We start from the raw sequence: 21,833 nt of genomic DNA, 5'->3' as shown, positions 1-21,833 counted from the left end.
AGCAGCCCTTCGGGGCTGCTCTTTTTGCTGCGTGGTGGGATGTTGCCGGGCGGGGCTTACTTCCGCTTCCAGCGGACTCCGTCCTTGGAGTCTTCGATGAGGATGCCCTTGTCGGCGAGTTCCTTGCGGATGGCGTCGCCGCGGGCGAAGTTGCGTGATTTGCGGGCCTGGTTGCGCTCCTCGATGAGGGCGTCGATCTGGGCGTCGCTGAGGGAGCGCTGGGCCAGCACCTCGGGCGCAGCCTCAGCAAGGCGGCCTTCGCGCTCGGCCCAGTCAAGGGCGAAGCGGGTGAACTCGGCGTCGTGATCTTCAATGACGGCGAAGACCTTGTCGAAGTCGGCGAGGAGTTTCTGAATCAGGGGGACGTTTTCCGCTGCGATGGCGCCGCTGTCAATGGCGGCGTTGCCTGCGCGGACAAGTTCAAAGACGGCGGCGCGGGCTTCGGCGGTGTTGAGGTCGTTGGCCAGGGCTGCATGGAAGGACTGCGAGGCCCGGTCGGTCTCCGCGGCGAGCGCGGCGTTGAGGCCGGGAGCGGCCTTGACGTCGCGCAGACGCTGATGGAAGGTGCGCAGGCGCTCGACGGCTCCGGTCTCTGCGGCCAGACCCTCGAAGGTGAAGTTGAGCTGCTGCCGGTAGGGAACGGAGATGAGCAAAAAGCGGATCGCGGAGGCCTTGTAGCCCTTGAGCAGCAGGTCGCGGAGGGTATAGAAATTGCCCTCCGACTTGGACATCTTGCGGCCCTCGACGAGCAGAAAGCGAACGTGGAACCAGTGACGCGCGAAGGTCTTATGCGTGGCGCACTCGGATTGTGCGATTTCGTTCTCGTGGTGCGGGAACATGAGGTCTTCGCCGCCGGCGTGGAGATCGAAGCTTTCACCGAGATACTTCATGGCCATGGCGGAGCACTCGATGTGCCAGCCGGGACGGCCCGGGCCAAGGGCGGTCTGCCAGTGATATTCGCCGGGGCGCGGAGCTTTCCAGAGGGCGAAGTCGCGGGCTGAGTCCTTGTCGTACTCATCTACGTCGACGCGGGCGCCGTCGGTGATGCCGCTGAAATCCTTTTTCGAGAGCTTGCCGTAAGCGGGGAAGCCGGCTATGCGGAAGTACCAGGAGCCATCCTCGGTCTTGTAGGCGAGGTCCTGAGCGGCGAGGCGCTCGATAAGCTCGACCATCTCGGGGATGTGTTCGGTGGCGCGGGCGATGATCTCAGGGTGCTCGACCTGGAGGGCGTCAAGATCCTCAAAGAAAGCCTTCTCGTAGCGCGGGGTATATTCGCCGATGGGGACGCCTGCAGCCGCGGCGTTGCGGATGATCTTGTCATCGACATCGGTGATGTTCATGACATGGCGCACGGGAACGCCCTCAAGCTCAAGGAAGCGGCGGAGCACGTCGACCTGCAGGAAGGTGCGGAAGTTGCCGATGTGGCCGTAGTCGTAAACAGTAGGTCCGCAGGCGTAGATGCGCAGGGGTTGGCCGGCAGCGGGCGCGAGCGGTTCAACAGTATTGCTGAGGGTATTAAAAAGTTGGATCGTCATTCGGAGCGGTCGTGATGGGCAGCTGTCTCTCTTTCGATTCTAACAGTGGCAGCTGCCCCGCGATGGAGCTTAGCCCATGTACATGCCGCCGTTGACGTCGAGGACGTGGCCGGTGATGTAGGCCGCGGCCTCGGAGGCGAGAAAAGTGACGGCTCCGGCGACGTCGGACTCAGTGCCGGGGCGGCCCAGCGGGATCTGGGTGAGCATGGCCTGCTTCTGCTTCTCGTCGAGGACGTGGGTCATGGCGGTCTCGATGAAGCCGGGCGCGACGGCGTTGACGGTGATGCCGCGGGAGGCGACTTCGCGAGCCATGGCCTTGGTGAAGCCGATGAGCCCGGCCTTGGAGGCGGCGTAGTTGGTCTGGCCAGCCTGGCCGGTTTCACCTACCACGCTGGAGATGTTGATGATGCGGCCCCAGCGGGCCTTGAGCATGGGGCTGAGCAGGGCCTGCGAGACGAGGAAGGCTCCGGTGAGGTTGGTGGTGAGAACGTCGTCCCAGTCGGCGCGCTTCATGCGTAGCAGGAGGGTATCGCGGGTGATGCCGGCGTTGTTGACGAGGATCTCAACCGTGCCGAAGTGGGCGACGGCGGCCTTGGCGGCGGCCTTGATGGAGTCTTCACTGGCTACATCCAGCAGGAAGGTCTGGGCGATGCCGCCGGCGGCGGTGATCTCGGCGGCTACTTCATCGAGCCTGGCCTGGTTGCGGGCGGCGAGGGCGATCTTCGCCCCGGCCTGGGCGAGGGCGATGGCGCAGGCGCGGCCGATGCCCTGCGATGCTCCGGTGACAAATGCTGTTCTACCTTCAAGGGTCTTCATCGTTGTCGATTATAAGTGCAGCGGGTGAAAGGACGAGGGCGGCTAGAGGCCCTCGCCGGTGAAGGGGTTGATCTCGGGCGGCTTGACGGTGGTGGGGTCTACTACCGGGCGCGCAGGATCCTGCGGAGGATGCTGCGCGGTACCGATGGCGAGTTGGCGGCCGTCGTTGTAGACGCGCAGCGGGTCGCCGGGGAGCATGTCGTTTTTCTCGAGGGCGATGCGGATGCGGCGCTGGGTTTCACGCTGCGGGCCCCACTGCTGGTTGGCCCTGGTCTTGAGCACGATGAGATAGATGACCTGCGAGCCCTTGATGGAGTCGACGCCGAGGACCTGCGGGTCTTCCAGATAGAGGTCCTTGTAAGCGGGGTCCTGGCGGACGCTCATGGTGACTTCCTTGAGCACGGCGATGACCTTATCAGGATCGGCGGAGAAGTCGACGGAGATGCTGAGGGTCGCCACGGAGAAATCACGGACGGAGTTGGCGACGATGGAGATCTGGGAGTTGGGGACGACGTAGAGTGTGCCGTCGAAACCGCGCAGCATGGTCTTGCGCAGGGACATGCTCTCGATGGTGCCTCCCAGACCGGCGATCTTGACGACGTCCCCGACGTTGTACTGGTCTTCGATGAGGATGAGGAAGCCGTTGAGGCAGTCCTTGACGATGGTCTGTGCGGCTAGGCCGATGGCTACGCCTGCGACTCCGGCACTGGTGAGCAGCGGGCCGAGGTTGAGGCCGAGGACGGGCAGAACCTGCAGGATGGCGAGGAAGGCGATGATGCCAATGCCGGTGGCGCGAATGACAGAGCTGAGAGTGCGCACCTGCGAGAGGCGGCTGCCGCTGGCTGAGTGCCGTTCAGCGACACGGATGATGTGCTCGGTGAGCATCTTGAGCAGGCGGACGAGCAGCCATGCACAGATGGCGATGAAGATGAGCTGGGGAAGATCCTTCGTGATGAAGTTGCCGAGCTCATCGAGAAAACGGTCGCTCAAGTTGTAGAGGAAGCGCTGAAGCTTCTCATGCGGCGCAAACAAGGCGAGAACCTGCGGGAGCTGATGAGGGACGTCGGCAAGTATTTTCATGGATAAATGTATTTTGAACCTTTGCTATAGCGGTCCGCCAGCGGCAGGGGGTTCTCTGGCGTTGATGCGGCTGAGCTGCGGCGGTTTGCTTTGCGGTGGAAAAAGCGGAGGAAGCGGGATCAAAAGGCGAAGGCCTCATCGGGAAGCGATGAGGCCTTTGCGGTGAGCTGAAACGGAACTCCGCTAGACGAAGAGCGGCGCGAGGACGAGGGTAACGGTTGCGAGGAGCTTGATGAGCACGTGGAGCGAGGGGCCGGCGGTGTCCTTGAAGGGATCGCCCACCGTATCGCCGACGACGGCTGCCTTGTGCGCCTCAGAGCGTTTGCCGCCGTAAGCTCCGGTCTCAATATATTTTTTGGCATTGTCCCATGCGCCGCCGCCGTTGTTCATGAGCATGGCGAGGAGGATGCCGCTGATGGTGCCGACCATGAGCAGCGCGGCTACGGCCTCAGCGCCGCTGAGGTTGATGGGGACGCCGTGAATGCGCGGCGCGTCGGCCAGCTCATTGAGGTGAAAGGCGGAGCTGAAGTGGCGGAAGACGACGCCGACCGAAAGGGGCATGGCGACGGCGAGGATGCCGGGGAGAATCATCTCCTTGAGAGCCGCGCCGGTGACGATGTGGACGCAGCGTCCGTAGTCGGGGAGGGAGGTGCCCTCCATGATGCCGGGGTTATCGCGGAACTGCTCGTGGACGTCCTGAATGACGGTCTGGGCGGCGCGGCCCACGGCCTTGATGGCCATGGAGGAGAAGAGGTAAGTCAGCATGGCCCCGAGCAGCGCGCCGACGAAGACGGGCACGGAGGCGAGGTTGACGTTGGAGAAGCTCCAGCTGTGCGAGAGGACCTCACCGGCGGCGGCCATGCGCTGGCTGACGATGTCGTGAATGGCCTCAAGATAAGCGGAGAAGAGCAGGAAGGCGGCGAGCGAGGCGGAGCCGATGGCGTAGCCCTTGGTGAGGGCCTTGGTGGTGTTGCCGGCGGCGTCGAGCTTGTCGGTCTTGGCGCGGACGCTGTCGGGCTGGTTGCTCATCTCGATGATGCCGCCGGCGTTATCGGTGATGGGGCCGAAGGTGTCCATGGCGAGAATGTAGGCGGCCGAGGAGAGCATGCCCATGGTGGCGATGGCGGTGCCGTAGATTCCCTTGGAGTAGTCGGAGATGGTGGAGACGTCGGCTAGGCCGAGGGTGCCGAAGTAGTAGCTGAGAAGCAGGGCGGCGCTGATGACGATGACGGGCACGGCGGGCGTCTCCATGCCGACGGCAAGGCCGCTGATGATGTTGGTGGCCGGGCCGGTGAGCGATGCCTTGGCGATGGACTGGACGGGCCGGAAACGGGTCTCAGTGTAGTACTCGGTGATGCGGACGAAGAGGAACGAGGTGATGATGCCGCATACTCCGCAGCCGAGCAGCCACCAGCGCGCGCCGAGCATGAAGTAAACGGCCGCGGCGAAACCGACGAGAGCGGCGAAGGAGGTTACATAGTAGCCGCGGTTGAGGGCGTGCATGGGGTCTTCGTCTTCGCGGCTGTGGACGACGCTGACGCCGAGGATGCTGGCGATGATGTTGATGGCCTGAACGACGAGCGGAAAGAGAATGCCCTTGAGTCCGAAGACAGGGAAGAGCGCAGCGCCGAGGATCATGGCGCCGACATTCTCTGCGGCGGTGGACTCGAAGATGTCAGCACCGCGGCCGGCGCAGTCGCCCACGTTGTCGCCGACAAGATCGGCGATGACGGCGGGGTTGCGCGGGTCGTCTTCAGGAATGCCTGCTTCCACCTTGCCGACGAGATCGGCGCCGACGTCGGCGGCCTTGGTGTAGATGCCGCCGCCGAGCTGGGCAAAGAGCGCTACGAGCGACGCGCCGAAGCCGAAGCCGACGAGCTCGAAGGGCGTCTGCTGCGGATGGCGCAGACCGCCGAAGGCGAGGAAGAGAGCGCCGACGCCGAGGAGCGAAAGCGCAACGACGATGAGGCCGGTGACGGCGCCGCCACGGAGGGCGATCTTAAGCGCGCTGCTGAGGCTGGTGCGGGCTGCGGCCGCGGTGCGGATGTTGGCGCGGATGGAGACGAACATGCCAGTCTGGCCGGAGAGCGCGGAGCAGAGCGCGCCGATGAGGAAGCTGATGACGACCTTGTTGGCGTAAGGAGCAGTGAACGGGGAGAGACGATAGCCGATGTAGAGGACGATGGCGAGTCCGACAGCGATCATGGCGATGGTGCTGTACTGCCGCTTCATGAAGGCTTCAGCGCCCTGGCGGATGGCGTTCGAGATGCGCTGCATGTCTTCTGTGCCGCTCTCAAAGGCGAGCACGGATCGCGCAAAGAATAAGGCAGCAAGCAGGCCCAGGATACCGACAGCCAGTGCAATCCACAGAAAAGAGGCATCGCTGCCAGTGGATGAAATGATGCCTGACTGCCACATCGAGACAGTCATCAAAGGGAATGCCATTCAATTTCCTCCAGACAAACGTGGGTTTGTGTCTCTCCGCGCCGTGCAGTGCTGCAGAAGCAGAGGCACGACTGGAAAGCGCGATTTAAGCATGCGGAGAAAAGGATGGTCAATGCGAAGCGGCAGGAGGAGCTATCTCGGAAGGTTCCGGCGCGGGAAGGCCGCCGGCAAAGTAGTGGTCGCGGGCGCGGATGTCGTAGGCGGAGGGATCGAAGCCGGGATGCGCGACGAGCTCTACATGAATACGGTGAAGCTTGCCGTCCTTGTCAGTGGGCGGCGGCGCGAACTCCAACTGGTAGGCGCTGGCGATGTCGGTGAAGATCTGTTCAAAGCCGCTCTGGTAGCCGCGCTTGCTCACGGCAATGACTTCGCCGCCCGTGGCCTTGGCGATGTAGGTTTCATAACGGTAGCGGAACATGGCGTTCTCGGGGTCGAGCGAGATGCCGTTGGGCGCCAGGACCTTGGTGACGTCGACCATGGCGCGGGAGAAGCCTCCGTGCGGCTCTTCGAGCACCTCCACGGTGAACCCGTCGCGTAGCATGGCGTTGTGCAGCCGGGTGGCCATCCACACATAGCACATGGAGAGCTCATCGGAGATGAGGACCACGACCGGGCGCGTGTCCGGGTTGCCGTGCTTCTTCCAGTCGGATTCGATCATGTGGAGGCCGCCGCTGGAGCCGAAGTCGTAGGTCGCCATCATGTGCTTGAACTGCTGGCCGCCGGTGAGGTTGGTCTGGTCGACGGGCTGAGGCGCGACAGGGTCGGCCTGCAGCGGCGCGGTCTGCGTCTGGGCGACGATCTGCTGGGTGGAGAGCCTGCCGGTCTTCTGCTTTTTCTTCGGCTCGTCGGGATTGGCGGTGACGAGGTTGCGGATGGCGGCCAGCGCGGCTGCGCGGTCCGACTGCGGCGAAAGCCAGAGGCTGACGTTGGACGCGCTGTAAGAGGCGACGGCGATTTGCGCATCGGTGGGGAGCGACTTGAAAGCGCCCGGCATCTGCTGCGCGATTTTGGCGAGGGGCTTCTGGTCAATGGCGTCGTTGCGGAAGAGCAGATAGACGGTGAGGGGCTGCGCATGGTCAGGAGCCCGGAAGTAGGTGATGGGCACCGGCGTGTCCCCATCGAGAATGCGGAAATCCTGGGCGGTGAGGCTGGTGAGCGGCTTGCCGGTTTTCCGATTGAGCACGGTGACGGGAAGCTCAACGCGATGCACGGCTATCTTGAGAGTCGGTGGCGGCTCGCCCGCGGTCTGCGCGTGAAGGGGTTGCAGCAGGAGCAAGCCAGCAACGAGGGTTGAGAGAGTAGCGCGCAAAGGGGCAATCTCCGGATGCTCTTAAACGATGACAGAAAATGCGCGGCCTGGGCAGATTGCGTTTGGATTTTTATGCCATCGAGCCAGGCAGGGGTGCGGCAGCCGGGGGATGGTCGGGCGGGGCGGCTGAAAACAGACAATCGCGCAGCGAAGCGGTACAATCATGAGTCGCTTAAGTGATTTGGCGGCCATAGTAAGCATTCGAGAGGTTTTTTCCAAGCATGGTCCAGGCCGCTATTTCTACTGCAGAGACAACGAGGAAAGAGACCGGCTCCGGCCTGACGCATAGCCGGCTGATCGAGTTCTACCGGCTGATGTATCTCTCGCGGCGCATCGACGACCGCGAAATCATCCTGAAGCAGCAGCAGAAGATATTCTTCCAGATCTCGGGCGCGGGGCATGAGGCGCTGCTGGTCGCGGCGGGCATGGCGATGAAGCCGGGCTACGACTGGTTCTTTCCGTACTATCGCGATCGCGCGCTCTGCCTGACGCTGGGCAGCACGGCGGAAGATCTGCTGCTGCAGGCGGTGGGCTCATCGGATGATCCGTCGAGCGGCGGGCGGCAGATGCCTTCCCACTGGGGCAACCGAAAGCTGAATATCGTTTCGCAGTCCTCGGCGACGACGACGCAGCTGCTGCATGCGGTGGGCTGCGCGGAGGCGGGACGCTACTTCTCGCGGCATCCTGAGGCGGCGGCCAAGCACGAGGGCGACTATCGCCAGTTCAAGGACGTCCACTTCCACGGCGATGAGGTGGTCTACACCTCGCTGGGCGAGGGCTCGACGAGCCAGGGCGAGTTCTGGGAGGCGCTGAATACGGCCTCCAACGCGAAGCTGCCGGTGGTTTTTGTGGTGGAGAATAACGGCTACGCGATTTCTGTTCCCGTCGAGGTGAATACTCCGGGCGGCAATATTTCGAAGCTCGTCGCCAACTTTCCCAATTTTTATTTTGCCGAGATCGACGGCACGGATGCGGTCGCCAGCTACGAGGCGTTTACCAAGGCAGTGGCTCACTGCCGCGCGGGAAATGGCCCGGCGTTGATTCACGGTCATGTGATTCGGCCCTATTCACACTCGCTGTCAGACGATGACCGGCTCTATCGGCCGGAGAGCGAGCGGAAGGCGGACGCGCTGCGCGACCCGCTGACGAAGCTGGAGATGTTTCTGCTGCGCGAGGGCGTGCTGGACGAGCAGGGCATCAAGCGGCTGGAGAAGGCCGTGGATGACGAGATCCAGGCGGCTACGGATCGCGTGCTGCGCGCGCCTTTGCCAACGGTGGCGAGCATCCGCAAGCATGTCTACTCTGAGGATCTGGACCCGACGGGGAAGCTGTTTGATACACCACCGGCGCCGACTGCGGAGACGCAGGAGCGCACGATGGCGGACCTGATCAACACCTGCCTGCGCGATGAGATGCGGCGTGACCCGCGCATTGTGGTCTACGGCGAAGATGTGGCGGACTGCAGCCGCGAGGAGTATCTGAAGTCGGGCGCGGTGAAGGGCAAGGGCGGCGTCTTCAAGCTGACGGCCGGGCTGCAGAAGGAGTTCGGATCGGACCGCGTCTTCAACTCGCCGCTGGCGGAGGCGAACATCGTGGGCCGCGCGGTGGGCTATGCCGTGCGCGGGATGAAGCCGGTGGTGGAGATACAGTTCTTCGACTACATCTGGCCTGCAGTGCACCAGATGCGGAATGAGTTGAGCCTGATGCGCTGGCGGTCGAACGGGAGCTATTCCTGCCCGGCGGTGATTCGCGTGGCGATCGGCGGCTACCTGACGGGCGGCTCGGTGTATCACTCGCAGTCAGGGGAGAGCATCTTTACGCACACGCCTGGGATTCGCGTGGTGTTTCCCTCGAATGCGCTCGACGCGAACGGGCTGCTGCGTACAGCGATCCGGTGCGACGACCCGGTGCTGTTTCTCGAACACAAGCGGCTGTATCGCGAGACGTTCGGACGGGCGGTTTATCCGGGGCCGGAGTATGCGATTCCCTTTGGCAAGGCGAAGACGGTGCGGGAGGGCAAGGACCTGACGCTGATCACCTACGGCGCGGTGGTGCCGCGCGCGCTGCAGGCGGCGCAGCGGGCGCAGCGCGAGATGGGGATCGAGACCGAGGTGATCGACCTGCGGACGCTGAGCCCCTATGACTGGGAGGCGATTGCCGAGTCAGTGAAGAAGACCAGCCGCGTCATCATTGCGCATGAGGACATGCTGAGCTGGGGCTACGGTGCGGAGATTGCGGCGCGTATTGCCGATGAGTTGTTTGAGTATCTCGACGCGCCTGTGAAGAGAGTGGCGGCGATGGATACGTTCGTTGCCTATCAACCGCTGCTGGAGGATGCGATCCTGCCGCAGCCGGAAGATATCGTGAAGGCGATCGGGGAGCTGCGGAAGTTCTGAAGCGTGCGGCGTACGTTCATTGCCGCCTTAGTCGTTGATGGCGTGATCAGGAGCGGCATCCTGCCCGGACCAGACGCTTTTCTGGGTCCACGGCGCAGGCGCCGCTGACCAGAACGGGTCATCGGGCGCGAGGCCGAGGGGAAGCCATGCCGCGGCGCACAGATAGAGGCTGCCGGTCGAGATGTAAGTCTCGGCCAGCGACGGCTGATGTCCTGCGAGGCCGATCTGCAGCCAGCCCTCGGAGGAAAACGTGCCGGGCGCGGTGAGGGTGCGCTGCTGCACAGCCGTCAGGGCGCAGCGGACAGCCGAGGGAGACAATGGCGAGGGCAGCAGGCTGCGCCGGGCCACATCTGCCAGCAGATGAAAGGCTCCTCCGCGATAGGTGATGGAGCGGCCCAGCACGGGGAATTCGCCATTGGGCGAGATCAGGCGCTCCTGAATGGCAGAGTAGCGGCGTGCTCTCTCGGTGATGGCTGGAGCCATGCCCTTCCACGCGGGCTCGTCGTGCAGCTCATCCATGAGAGCAAGAAGATAAGGGTGCATGACGTAGCTGTTGTAGTAGTCGGCATGGAACTGCGGACCGTCTCCGTAGGTGCCGTCGCCGAGATACCACGCCTGAAGCTCGCGGAGCGCATAGTCGATGCGGACACGATCCCAGAAGACGCCGAGACGGCGCAGGAGCGCTTCGTTGAGCGCTGCGAAGAGCAGCCAGTTGCTGAACGGCGGCTGAATCCTGCGCTCGCTCTCGATCGCGGCGATGAGACGCGTGCGCGTGTTCGACGCCATGGAGTCAAACAGTTGCCTTGGGGCGCGCAGCAGGGCAAGCGCTAAAAATGAAGAGTCAACCAGCGTCTGACCGGATTCACCGAAGCGCATGTAATCCGGCGAGCGGGGATCGAGGGCGGAGGCGATGGCCTGCTGCGACCACGTGCGATAGCGGCTGCGAAGAGCGGTCTCTCGCGGGGATTCGCCAGCTGCGGGCTCAAGCTCGAGCCACGGCGCCAGGCCGCAGAGCAGGCGCGAGAAGGCCTCGAGGTGGGTTCCGGTGGCACGCTCCTGCTGATGGCCGGGGACAGCCTCTACAGGCATGCGCTTGCGCAGTTGCTGCGAGCGGAGAGCATCGAGGACAGGGTTGGAAACGCGCTCCACGAGGTCGAGCCACTGTTCGCGCTCAGGAGCGGAGCTGACCGCTTGCGCTGCCTGATGCAAAACTCCGGCGGTGGTGAGGTTCGGGACCAGCATGGTGGCTCCTCCAGCCCGAAGGCCGGAGGAAAGGAAGTGGCGTCGGGATAGTTGGATTCGGCGCATGCGAAACAGAAACAAGTTTACTCGCGCTGGAGAACAGCGCCAGCGCGAGCTGCCTACATGTAGGCCGACATGGGTGCGGACATGGCTTCATGCAGCGTGACGCGGCCCTTGCGGTGATACGCAAGGTTGGCCATGTGTGCGGCCACGGCGGACTGGTAACCGATCTCCACGGTGGCGTTGGGCTGCTTGCGGGTGCGGATGCACTCCATCCAGTTGGCCATGTGATTGACGCCGGGGTTGTGGCCCTCAATCATGACGGCGGTGGGGCGGTTGGCTTTCTCAGGGTAGTAGGCGATGCCGGAGCGGTATTTGCCGGTGACCATATCGGTCGAGCCGCTGAGGTGTTCGATAGTGCCGTCGCTGCCGAGGAAGTGTTCGCCGAGTCCGTAGTGACCGTTGCTGAAGGTGGAGCGCCAGGAAACGATGAGGTCAGGGTATTCAAGATTGACGGAGATGGTGTCGGGCACCTGACGGCCATCCTTCTCTGAGAAGACGCCGCCCATCATCTCGGCGGCGATGGGCAGATCGAGATTGAGTGCGGAGATGATCCACGAAATCTGGTGGACCATGTTCTCCGTGATGTTGCCGCCGGAGAACTCCCAGAAGAGACGCCAGTTGATGAACTTGTTGGCGTCGAAAGCAGTCTTCGGGCGATTGGCGAGGAAGAGATTCCAGTTGACGTGCGCGGGGTTGCAGTCAGGCGGAATGGGGCGCATCCACTGGCCGTGGCCATGCGGCGAGTTGCGGCTCATCCAGGAGTCGACCATGGTGATCTTGCCGACGATGCCCTGGCTGATCCACTGGCGCGCGTCGGCGAGTTCGCCGGAGCTCTCGTGCTGCAGACCGATCTGCACGACCTGCTTTGATTTTGCTGCTGCCTCCTTGCAGGCGACGGCCTCGGGAATGTCCCAGGTCATCGTCTTCTCAGAGTAGAGATCCTTGCCCGCTGCCAGCGCGGCCAGGAAATATTTCGCATGGAGGTGAAGCGGGGTGGCGTTGATGACTGCGTCGATGTCCTTGCGCTCGAGCAGCTTCATGGGATCGTTGTAAACAGTGACGCCGGGGACATACTGCTTGACCTGGTCGCCGCGGCGCGAGTAGACGTCGGCGATGGCAACGCATTCGACGTTGGGCTGGCGAAGGGCGTCCTTGAGATCCTGCTGGCCGCGATCTCCGGCGCCGATGAGGCCGATGCGAAGACGATCGTTGGCGCCGAGGACGCGGCTCGACGCCATGGTGCTCATCACCGCGATGCCCATGCCTAACTGACCCAGGAATTCGCGGCGATTCACGCTGTGCTTCTGTTCGCTCACATCAGCCTCCTCTGGCTGCTATCGATGCAAAGAAGAAAAGGGAACTAGCAGGCGTAGCCAGCCTTGGCGAGGGCTGCCTTCAACTGCTGCATGCTGATGCGGGTGGAAGCCTCGGGTGTTCCCGCGCCGCGCCAGTGTGTTTCAAGCGAGACGGCCTTGTTGTAGCCGTCGGCGGCGAGGGCGCGCAGCTGGCCTGTCCAGTCGACGAGGCCCACACCTACCGGCTCCCAGGAGAACTTGCCGTCGGGCTTGCGCTCGACATTCTTGGCGTGGCAGTGGCCGATGCGATTCTTCGGCAGCAGATTGTAGCCGTCCGGGAAAGGCTTGGCTTCGCCTGCGGCGCCGGCGTTGCCTGGATCCCAGTTGAGCATGAAGTTGCTGTTAGTGATCGCGGAGAGAGTGCGCGCCGCTTCAGGCCCGGTGGCAGTGTTGCAGGACATTTCGTTTTCAAGGAGGAGAATCATGCCGTGCTTCTGGCAGGTCTCGGCAGCTTCGCGAAGCTTCTGGTCCATGGCTGCGCGGTAGGGTTTCTGATCCTCAAGACGCCAGAAGTCGAAGCAGCGGATGCGGTTGGTGTTGAATGCCTTGGCGAGGTTGATGCAGCTGTTGAGGACTTCTTCCTGCTGCTTGAAATCAGTGGCGGCGTGGAACTGGTCGCGATGCTCGGCGGCCTTGGAGAGCGGCGCACCGGGCCAGTCTACTTTGAAGAGGGGGCTGGCGATGTCGGTGACGCGCAGCTTGTACTTCTGCAGGATGCGGCGGCTGTCTTCAATCTCCTTGGGAGTGAGAGCGACGATGTTCTTGTTCCACATGCCGCGCAGCTCGATCCAGTGGAGCTTGAATTCCTCGGCCGCTACCTGACAGCTGTGTTCGAAGTCCTGCGAGATCTCATCGTTGATGACGGAAAGTCGAAAGGGACAAGCCGCGCCACCGACGAAGGCCGAAAGAGAACCCGGCGAAGCTGCAAGTGCTGCAGCTCCGCCGGTGGCGTACAAGAATTGTCTACGCGAAAGATTCATGAGGGTGTTTCGCTCCTTGATCGTTAAAAGCTCAATGTACCTGAGAGTTGCAGGGCGCGGCCACCGATGGCAGTGCCGGTAACGGCGCCGAAGTTGGCATCAGTGAGTGAGGTGTCGGGATTGTTGAAGGTCGGATGATTCAGGACATTGAAGGCATCTGCTCTGAACTCAAAGGCAACCGAATCGTGGATGGGAAAGGAGCGGATCACAGAGGAGTCAAAGCTGACGGATCCGGGACCGCTGTAGACATTCTTGCCCATGTTGCCGAGGACAGGACCTGCGGGCTGCACGAAGGCTGACTTATCGAACCAGAGATGGTGCGTGCCGATGCCCTTGAGCTTTTTGAAGCCTGCGACCTGGTTCGGCACCTGGGTGCTGTTAGGCGCGTTGAGCTGGCTGTTGCTGGCGGTGAAGAGCATGGGTGTGCCGGTCTGGAAGAAGACGAGTCCAGTCACCTCCCAGCCGCCTGCGATCTTGCCGGCCAGACCGTCGGCGAGGAAGGGCTTGTTTTTGCCGAAGGGAAGCTGATAGATGAAGCTGTTGGATACGGTCACCGTGCGGTTGAAGCTGAGCGGGGAGTAGTCGCGATGAGGATCGAGATAGAAGTTGAATCCGCCGAGGCCGCCGCCGGAGGAGATGTATCCCATCGCCTTCTGCCAGGCGAGTGCCGAGGTGATCGCGAGGCCATTGTTATAACGGTGGGTCAGGCGGGCCTGGAGCGAATTGTAGTTGGAGGTAGTTCCCTTGGGGAGTAGCTCAATGGTGGATGTGGTGCCGTAGAGGTTGTAGAAGGGCTGACCCTTGGCGCCGGCTCCGGCCACAAAGCCCGCGTTGAGGTTGTAGTTGCCGGGGATTTGGCGCCCTTGATTGCCTACATAGGCTACGTTGAAGACCCAGCCGGTGCCGAGCTGCTGCTCGACGGTCAGGTTATACGACATGACATAGGGATCTTTGTACTGCTTGTTCACATAGACATAGTTCTGATTGAGAGTTGCGGGGAGAATGCCGTTCGCCGGAATGGTGGGAACGATGGGCGCCGGGAAGCCCTGTGCGAAGGTAGCAGGCGTGCCACCGGGCAGCAGTGCAGGAGTGTAGCTGCTGAGCGAATTGAATGCGTTGTTCTGACGGACCGGAGGATTGTAGGCGTAGTTGTTGTCCTGGAACGGAGTGTGGCTGATGCCGAAGCCGGCGCGAACGACGGTGACAGGTGATGCGCGATAGGCGAGGCCGACGCGGGGCTCGAAGTCCTTCCAGTTGTTCTGCAGGCCGAGATTGCTGGGGATGGCTCCATAGCCCGCAACCTGAAGAGTATTCGTGTTGGGATCATATTCCGAGAAGCCGCCTTTAGCGCTGGGGTTTGCCGGTGGGTAGTATTCCCAGCGCAGGCCATAGGTGAGAGTCAGCTTCTGGGTGGCGACCCAGGTGTCCTGCAGAAAGGCGAAGTAGAGGGTCTGCCTCCAGGATGCGGGATTGACATTGACGTCGCGGCCCACCTGGTTGGGAAGGTCGAGAAGGAAGCTGGCGAAGTCGTTTGCGAAGCTGGTCTTGTTGCCCGAGACGTTGAGGCCGGTCTGGCCGTCGGCAAAGTTGAAGACGCCGCGCGGGCTGAAGGTCTGGCCCTGCGTGAGGTCGTCGCGAACCCGGCGCAGCTCAAAGCCGAACTTGAGCGAGTGGTTGCCGGCAATCTTGGTCCAGTTGTTTACCAGGTCGATGTTGGTTTCAGCGCGAATCCAGGGGATGCTGGGGCTGTAGCCGACGAGTGGGCCGCTGAAGCCGCCGATGTTGATGCCGACCAGGCCGCTGGTGAAGGGGTTCACGTTGACGCCGGGGATGCCGAGGTCGGTGGAAGCAGAGGTGCCGTAATCAGCCTGCTGCGCGGTGTTGCGGTAGTGATCGATGCCACCGCGGAACTCGGTGAAGAGTGTGGGCGAGAAGAGGTGCGTGTATTCAAGAGCGGTGTTCCAGACAGTGTTGATGCCGTTGCCCTCAAAGCCGCCGGCGACCGGGCCGCCTGCCTGGCCGAAGATCGGCGCCTGCAGAGTGTTGGTGCGCTGCCAGCTGAAGCGTCCGGTGAGCTGATCAGAGGTTGCGACCTTCTGATCGACCTTAACGTCGAAGCTATTCACATCGGTGTTGAATACGGTGTTCTGCTGATAGTTGTTGGTGAATGTGGCGCCGGAAACGTTGGGGAGCGGCACGAGGTTAATCAATTTGAGCGCGATGGGATCAATGCGGGCCGGATCGATGACGTTCTGCCTGCCCTGATAGGTGAAGGGCGTGCGGCCGGTGCCGTCAGGGTTGCCGGTCTGCGGATCGTAGATGACGGTGGGGCCGCTGCTCAAATCACCCGTGCGGAAGGCCGCGGTAGGAACCGTCAGGAGTTGGTACTGGCTCTGATGATTGCTGTAGCGGAGAAAGTCTGCGAAGAAGAAGGTGCGGTCTTTGATGATCGGACCGCCGAGGGTTGCGCCGTAGTAGTTGTTGACCGACCGTGGGAAGGCGCCGGAGTTGTTGAAGTAGCTGCGCGCTGCGAGAGCGCTGATCTGGTTGAACTCATACGCGGAGCCATGGAACTGGTTCGTGCCCGACTTGAGGATAACGTTGGTGACGGCGCCGGCGGAGCGGCCAAACTCAGGCGCATAATTGCTGGTTTCGACGTCTACGGTTCTGATGGCAGCTGAGGGCGGGATATAGACCTGAAGAAGGCCGGTTCTCTCGTTGTCGTCGATGCCCTCGAACTGAAGATTGTTAGAAAGTTCGGACTGGCCGTTGACCTGGAACGATTGCGAATTCTGCGAGTCAAAGAACGACGAGTGATCGTAAATGGGACGGCTGACGCCTGGGACCAGAGACTCTAGCGCCTGGAAGTTGCGCTGCGATCCGACCGGCAGATCGGCAACCTGCTTCGAGTCGATCTGGGCGGTGACATCGGCGCGGTCTGTCTGAAGCAGAGCAGGAGCCGCGGTCACGGTGATGGTTTGAGAAGAAGAGCCGGGCTCGAGACTCACGTCGACGCGGGTGGTGGTGTTGACGGTGACATCAACATTTTTCCGTTCATTCTTTTTGAACCCGCTGCTGACCACGCTCACCGTGTAGGAGCCGGGCTGCAGGAAGGTGAACTCATAGTTGCCGCTGTCATTCGCAGCTACGTTGCTGACAGCGCCGGTACCCTGGTTGGTGATCGTAACCTGTGCGTGGGGCACGACCGCGCCACTCGAATCCGTGACGGTGCCGACGAGCGTTGCGGTGACGGCCTGGCTGAAGGCGGGCAACTGGCTGAAATAGAGCCCCGCGATTGCCAGAAATAAAGCTGCGCATATCTTCTTGAGCTTCACTGGTAGTTCTCCCTGTTAAGTACAAATCGCGCTGCGTAGTCGCCCGACATTTCATGAATAGCCGGTGCAGATCTGGTCGTCTTCGCAACGGGGGACAATTTAGTTCGGGGAAGATACAAATTGCAAGCGAAATATTTTCAGGGCAAGGGAAAAAAGACTTAGCGGGTGGTCAACGCCACCCGCGCGAAGAGTTTGTAAAAAGTCAGTGCTTGTTGTTAAGGGAGGAATGACGCTGAAGAACGAGGGCTACGCCACCGCGCAGACGGCTGAGGGAGCCATCGCGGGAGGGGATGAGTTTCGGGGCGGGTCCGGCGAGGGTATTTTCAAGGACGGCGGACTCGATAATGCTTCCGAAACGATGCCACTGCGAGGTGATTTCGCCGCTGATCATGATGAGTTCCGGCGAGTAGGCGGCTACGAGCGTGCGCAGACCCTGGCCGAGATGGACCGCCATTTTGCGCAGCGCCTCAAGGGCGGTGGGGTCGCCACTGTCGGCGAGGAGAAGGATCTTCTCAAAGGGGACAGCGGGGGCTCGCTTGCGCGCCTCGCGGTAATAGCGCTCGGCGGCGCTCTCAGAGGCGAACATCTCCCAGCATCCGCGCGCGCCGCATTGACATCGCGGGCCATCGGGATGAAGGGGGGCGTGGCCGAACTCCCCGGCGAGGCCGCTCATGCCGCGCAGGAGCTGGCCGTTGCTGATGATGCCGACGCCGATGCCTTCAGCCACGGCTACGACCGCCATGTGGCGCGCACCGTTGACCTGGCCAAACCACATCTCGCCCAGGGCGCAGGTGTTGGCGGCATTTTCAATCTCGACGTGGAGGCCGGTGCCGCGCTGAATCGCGCTGCGAATGTTGTAGTTGGACCACTTGAGGTTGGGGGCGAAGATGAGCTGCTGGGAGTCATCGACGCCGCCGGGGACGCTGATGCCGACACCCTCGAAGATGCGCTGCGGATTGCGCTTTTTGAGCTGGCGGATGGCCTCGATGATCTGGCGGACGCCTTCCTTTGGGTCTTCCGCGATGGTGATGGCGTCCTGCGATTGCAGGTTGCCGTTGACGTCGGCCACTGCAATCTTGGTGAGCTTGGGATGAACGTCGGCGACGATGATGGCGCGCTGCTCGTTGAGCCAGAGGAAAGTAGGGCGGCGACCGCGGGGCAGGCGGCCGCGCGCTCCCTCGACAACCCATTTTTCACGGATGAGCTGGTCGACGATGAGAGAGATGGTGCTGCGCTGCAGACCGGAAATGCGCGCCAGATCTGCACGGGAGACAGGCTGCGAGGTGCGGATAAGATTGAGGGCAAGATTGCGATTGATATCGCGAGCTGTTTCGCTGGATGCGGTCTGTATGTTCGCAAGGTCGATTCTGCGCATTTTGCCTGCCGCACTTTCTTGTCGGGTTATCCCCGAAGGTTCGATAGCAATGGTTTTCGATCTTTGTAGCAATGACGGAAGCGTGATGCAAGGAGGAAATGTATATCAACCATTAAGTCCGTGTCTCGTACTAATTTTAAAGGAAGGGGTATAGCCAGCTTGCGTGGCAGAACAGATTCATGATTGACTGCAAGGCGGGATGAAACGACGAGAATTTCTTCGCTCTACGCTGGCATGCGCTGCCGTTGCATCGCTGCACCCGCTCGGAAGAGCGCAAACGAGCGGCGAGATGACCGCATCGCTGCAGCTTGACCCGGCGAAACCCGGACCGGCAATCGATGCGGAGTTTACCGGGTTGAGCTACGAGACAGCGCAGCTGGCCTATCCGGATTTCTTTGCGGCGACGAACGGCGAACTGGTGGGCTATGTAAAGGGCCTGGCGAAGCGCGGAGTGTTACGGATCGGCGGCAACACGAGCGAGTACGCCTTCTGGAGTCCGGAGGCAGCGCCCGCGCAGGGGCACGGCGGCCCGGGAATTGCCGGGCCGGATAAGGGGCATGGCGAGCACAGGCAGACACAGACGACTCCGACTGCGATTCGTAACCTGCGGGAGTTTCTCGATGCGACCGGCTGGAGGTGCCTGTACGGCTTGAACCTTGGCAAGGGAACTCCGGAGCAGGCGGCGGCCGAGGCGGTTTTCGTAGCGAATACGCTGGGCGATAAGCTGATCGCGTTCCAGATAGGCAATGAGGCTGACCTCTATCACCATAACGGGCTGCGAACCCCGGACTACGCTTACGCGGCATTTGCCAAGGAGTGGCGGAGATTTTTCGACGCGGTGCGCGGGCGGCTGCCGGAGGCGAAGTTTGCCGGACCCGATGTTTCCGGGACAGAAACGTGGGTGCGCGAGTTTGCAGATGAGTTTGGCAAGGATGTGGTGCTGCTGACGTCGCACTACTATGCCGAGGGGCCGCCGACGAATCCTGACATGACGATCGAGCGGTTGCTGAGCCCGTCGAATCCGCGCTGGATCGGGAAGAATATTCCGGCGCTGCAGGCAGCGATGGCGAGCTCGCATCTGCCTTATCGGCTGGACGAGACGAACTCCTGCTACGCCGGTGGCAAGCAGGGAGTGAGTAACACGTTTGCCTCGGCGCTGTGGGCCGGAGATCTGATGCTGCAGATGGCGGCGGCGGGAGCGAGCGGCATTAACTTCCATGGCGGCGGCTATGGCTGGTATGCGCCGATTGTGGGTGACCTGCAGAATGGCTTCACCGCGAGGCCGGAGTATTACGGCATCCTGATGGCTGCGCAGATGGTGGACAGCCGATTGATCGCGGCGCAGCTGGAGGCGGACGGCATGGATGGGCTGCTGACGGCCTACGCCAGCAGCAGTGCAAACGGCGCGATGAAGGTTGCGCTCTTCAACAAGAGCGCGGACAAGGCCGTCTCGGTCACGATCAAGGCGGCAGGACTGGCCGGTCCGGCTGTGGGATACAGGCTGGCAGCTCCGCGGCTGGACGGCACGCAGGATGTAACCTTCGCAGGCAGCGTGGTTGGCGCCGACGGAGCGTGGCGGCCGGAGATCACCGTACAGCTGAGCGCGGCGGATGGCGCGCTCGCGTGCAGCGTACCCGCGGGAAGCGCGCTGCTGGTGGAAATGAACGATAGACACTGAAGGGCTGCGGATGCGAGATTTTCTCTATGAAGATCCGCGTCCTGTTACTGCTGGCTGCATCGTGTCTTAGCGCGATGGGCCAGCAGACTGCGCCGGGCACGGCGCAGATGGCCGAAGTGCTGCGCAGGACCTATCAGCAGACGGACTGGAAGGCCGATCCCAACAAGACTGCGGAGCGGGCTCGCTACTACGAGGCGCTGCTGAAGACCGGGCTCAGCTTTGCCGATCAGGTGAGGGTGCGGCTGGAGCTGGCGAATGAACAGCTGCGCAGCGGGCTCAGCCAGGAGTCCGTCGATACGCTTGAAGAGCTGCGGACACTCTGCGCGCAGCGGCAGGTGAGGCTTGCGCCGGCAATGGAGCGGCAGCTGCACCACGAGCTGGCGATGGCTTACCTGCGGATGGGCGAGCAGCAGAACTGCCTGCACATGCATGGGCGGCACTCCTGCATCTTTCCCATCGGCGCAGCAGGCGTGCACAGGCTGCCGCGTGGGGCCGAAGGTGCGGTGCGCGAGTTTACCGCGCTGCTGAATGAAAATCCTGCCGACTACGAATCGCAGTGGCTGCTGAATATCGCCTATATGCAGCTGGGACGGTTTCCGCAGGGGGTGCCAGCTGCGTGGCTGGTGCCGGTGAGCCTCTTCGATTCCGAATATGACATTGGCAGCTTTCCCGACGTGGCGATGCAGGCCGGCGTTGCAGTGACGGGCCACGCGGGCGGTGTGCTGATGGAGGATTTCGATGGGGATGGCCTGCTGGACCTGATGATCTCCTCTTCAGGGCCGATGGATCAGTTGCGCTTCTTCCACAACAACGGCGATGGCACGTTCGCGGAACGGACGGTGCAGGCCGGGCTGCTGGGTGAGGTGGGCGGGCTGAACATGGTGCAAGGGGACTTCAACAACGATGGCCATCCAGATGTCGTGGTGCTCCGCGGAGGATGGTGGGGCAGGTTTGGCGACTATCCTTTTTCGCTGCTGAGGAACAATGGCGATGGCACCTTCTCCGATGTGACCGCAGCCGCGGGGTTGATGTCTCCGGCGCCGACGCAGACGGCGGCATGGGCCGATTTCGACAACGATGGATGGCTCGATCTCTTTGTGGGTCACGAGTCGGCGCCAGACGATCCTCACCCTTCGCAGCTGTTTCACAACAACCACGATGGGACATTTACCGAAGTAGCCGCAGCCGACGGGCTGGCGAAGCTGGGCTTTGTGAAAGGCGTTGCGTGGGGAGACTATAACAACGACGGGCGACCTGACCTCTATGTGGCTGTGCTGGGCGCGCCGAATCACCTCTTTCGCAACGACGGGCCAGTGAATCGGAAGCATCCTCGCGCCGATCGCTGGAAGTTTACCGACGTGACCGACCATGCCGGAGTGGGCGCGCCGAACGACAGCTTTGCGACGTGGTTTTTCGATTACGACAACGATGGATGGCCGGATATTTTTGTGGCCGGCTATTCGACGCGTTCAGTGGAGGACGTCGGCGCATTCGAGACGGGCAGACCGTTTCATGCAGAGGTGCCGCGGCTCTATCGCAACAATCACGACGGCACCTTCAGCGATGTGACCAGGCAGGTGCACCTGGATCGCGCCATTCTGACGATGGGCGCGAACTTCGGCGATCTGGATAACGATGGCTGGCTCGATCTCTACCTGGGCACGGGGGAGTCGTCGTACGAGGCGCTGTTGCCGAACAGGATGTTTCGCAACGATGGCGGCCGCGCTTTTCAAGATGTGACGACCTCGGGCGGATTCGGGCACCTGCAGAAAGGGCACGCGATCGCGTTTGGAGATATCGAAAACAACGGCAATGAAGATGTGTTTGAGGAGATGGGAGGCGCGCTGCCGGGCGATACCTATCAGAGCGTGCTCTATCGCAACCCGGGCCATGGGAACCACTGGATCACGCTGGAGCTGGAAGGGGTGAAGAGCAACCGCGCGGCCTATGGCGCGGAGATCACGGTAATGTTACAGACTGCGCATGGGCTGCGCCATCTCTACCGTACCGTGGGATACGGATCGAGCTTCGGCGGCAATCCTCTGCGGCAACATATCGGCATCGGCACGGCTGATCGTGTCGATGAGGTTGAGGTGCGGTGGCCCTCCGGGCTCGTTCAGCACTTTCACAACATCAATGCCGACCGAGCCTACCACCTGCGCGAAGGCGCAAGCGCACTGCAGATGCTGCGATGGAAGACCGCATCCATCGCGGTGAAGTGACG

13 protein-coding genes are annotated in these 21,833 nt (G+C 62.1%); 3 read left to right on the top strand and 10 right to left on the bottom strand.

Annotation, left to right across the window (positions count from 1 at the left end):
• Positions 1–56: 56 nt before the first annotated feature.
• The 5 genes from cysS to C7378_RS08230 form a co-directional block, all read right to left on the bottom strand.
• Entirely contained in the window at positions 57–1,535 is a 1,479-nt protein-coding gene (gene cysS / locus C7378_RS08250) for a cysteine--tRNA ligase (RefSeq protein ID WP_131994557.1), read from the bottom strand.
• 69 nt (positions 1,536–1,604) lie between these two features.
• The gene (gene fabG, locus C7378_RS08245; RefSeq protein WP_131994554.1) at positions 1,605–2,351 is read right to left on the bottom strand and encodes a 3-oxoacyl-[acyl-carrier-protein] reductase; all 747 of its coding nucleotides are present in this window, start codon (positions 2,349–2,351) and stop codon (positions 1,605–1,607) included.
• Positions 2,352–2,393: 42 nt separating this feature from the next.
• Positions 2,394–3,431 (bottom strand): mechanosensitive ion channel family protein, encoded by a 1,038-nt coding sequence (locus C7378_RS08240; protein WP_131994551.1) that lies wholly within the window; start codon positions 3,429–3,431, stop codon positions 2,394–2,396.
• Positions 3,432–3,614: 183 nt separating this feature from the next.
• Entirely contained in the window at positions 3,615–5,876 is a 2,262-nt protein-coding gene (locus C7378_RS08235) for a sodium-translocating pyrophosphatase (RefSeq protein WP_131994548.1), read from the bottom strand.
• A gap of 109 nt (positions 5,877–5,985) precedes the next feature.
• Positions 5,986–7,185 (bottom strand): vWA domain-containing protein, encoded by a 1,200-nt coding sequence (locus C7378_RS08230; protein WP_131994545.1) that lies wholly within the window; start codon positions 7,183–7,185, stop codon positions 5,986–5,988.
• Positions 7,186–7,406: 221 nt separating this feature from the next.
• On the opposite strand from C7378_RS08230, the gene C7378_RS08225 reads away from it, so the two are divergent.
• Positions 7,407–9,581, top strand: a complete 2,175-nt coding sequence (locus tag C7378_RS08225) for an alpha-ketoacid dehydrogenase subunit alpha/beta (protein WP_131994542.1) — start codon at positions 7,407–7,409, stop codon at positions 9,579–9,581.
• A 27-nt stretch (positions 9,582–9,608) separates the two neighbouring features.
• Here the strand turns inward: C7378_RS08225 and C7378_RS08220 are convergent, their stop codons facing one another.
• From C7378_RS08220 to C7378_RS08200, 5 genes are all read right to left on the bottom strand, one after another.
• Positions 9,609–10,823: a DUF2264 domain-containing protein gene (locus C7378_RS08220; protein WP_131994539.1), complete on the bottom strand. Its 1,215-nt coding sequence runs from the start codon at positions 10,821–10,823 to the stop codon at positions 9,609–9,611.
• Between the two features lie 119 nt (positions 10,824–10,942).
• On the bottom strand, positions 10,943–12,202 hold the full coding sequence (locus tag C7378_RS08215) for a Gfo/Idh/MocA family protein (protein WP_131994536.1): 1,260 nt from the start codon (positions 12,200–12,202) through the stop codon (positions 10,943–10,945).
• Positions 12,203–12,246: 44 nt separating this feature from the next.
• Positions 12,247–13,221 carry a sugar phosphate isomerase/epimerase family protein gene (locus C7378_RS08210; protein WP_131994533.1) on the bottom strand — a complete coding sequence of 325 codons (975 nt, stop codon included), beginning with the start codon at positions 13,219–13,221 and terminating at the stop codon, positions 12,247–12,249.
• Between the two features lie 23 nt (positions 13,222–13,244).
• Entirely contained in the window at positions 13,245–16,556 is a 3,312-nt protein-coding gene (locus C7378_RS08205) for a TonB-dependent receptor (protein WP_207901380.1), read from the bottom strand.
• 202 nt (positions 16,557–16,758) lie between these two features.
• A complete protein-coding gene (locus C7378_RS08200) occupies positions 16,759–17,931 on the bottom strand; it encodes an ROK family protein (protein ID WP_131994530.1) in 1,173 nt (390 codons plus the stop codon).
• 199 nt (positions 17,932–18,130) lie between these two features.
• On the opposite strand from C7378_RS08200, the gene C7378_RS08195 reads away from it, so the two are divergent.
• Together C7378_RS08195 and C7378_RS08190 are read left to right on the top strand one after the other, a co-directional pair.
• Positions 18,131–19,609 (top strand): glycosyl hydrolase family 79 C-terminal domain-containing protein, encoded by a 1,479-nt coding sequence (locus C7378_RS08195; protein ID WP_131994527.1) that lies wholly within the window; start codon positions 18,131–18,133, stop codon positions 19,607–19,609.
• Positions 19,610–19,635: 26 nt separating this feature from the next.
• Positions 19,636–21,831 carry a CRTAC1 family protein gene (locus tag C7378_RS08190; protein WP_131994524.1) on the top strand — a complete coding sequence of 732 codons (2,196 nt, stop codon included), beginning with the start codon at positions 19,636–19,638 and terminating at the stop codon, positions 21,829–21,831.
• Positions 21,832–21,833 lie beyond the last annotated feature (2 nt).

This window comes from Acidipila rosea (genome assembly GCF_004339725.1).
Classification (GTDB): Bacteria; Acidobacteriota; Terriglobia; order Terriglobales; family Acidobacteriaceae; genus Acidipila; species Acidipila rosea.
This window is presented reverse-complemented; position numbering and strand designations above follow the sequence as displayed.

What these genes read in the sequence shown, in the direction of transcription:
- cysS (WP_131994557.1), bottom strand. Translation starts at nt 1,535, where the DNA reads ATGACGATCCAACTTTTTAATACCCTCAGCAATACTGTTGAACCGCTC.
- fabG (WP_131994554.1), bottom strand. Translation starts at nt 2,351, where the DNA reads ATGAAGACCCTTGAAGGTAGAACAGCATTTGTCACCGGAGCATCGCAG.
- C7378_RS08240 (WP_131994551.1), bottom strand. Translation starts at nt 3,431, where the DNA reads ATGAAAATACTTGCCGACGTCCCTCATCAGCTCCCGCAGGTTCTCGCC.
- C7378_RS08235 (WP_131994548.1), bottom strand. Translation starts at nt 5,876, where the DNA reads ATGGCATTCCCTTTGATGACTGTCTCGATGTGGCAGTCAGGCATCATT.
- C7378_RS08225 (WP_131994542.1), top strand. Translation starts at nt 7,407, where the DNA reads ATGGTCCAGGCCGCTATTTCTACTGCAGAGACAACGAGGAAAGAGACC.
- C7378_RS08220 (WP_131994539.1), bottom strand. Translation starts at nt 10,823, where the DNA reads ATGCTGGTCCCGAACCTCACCACCGCCGGAGTTTTGCATCAGGCAGCG.
- C7378_RS08210 (WP_131994533.1), bottom strand. Translation starts at nt 13,221, where the DNA reads ATGAATCTTTCGCGTAGACAATTCTTGTACGCCACCGGCGGAGCTGCA.
- C7378_RS08200 (WP_131994530.1), bottom strand. Translation starts at nt 17,931, where the DNA reads ATGCGCAGAATCGACCTTGCGAACATACAGACCGCATCCAGCGAAACA.
- C7378_RS08195 (WP_131994527.1), top strand. Translation starts at nt 18,131, where the DNA reads ATGAAACGACGAGAATTTCTTCGCTCTACGCTGGCATGCGCTGCCGTT.
- C7378_RS08190 (WP_131994524.1), top strand. Translation starts at nt 19,636, where the DNA reads ATGAAGATCCGCGTCCTGTTACTGCTGGCTGCATCGTGTCTTAGCGCG.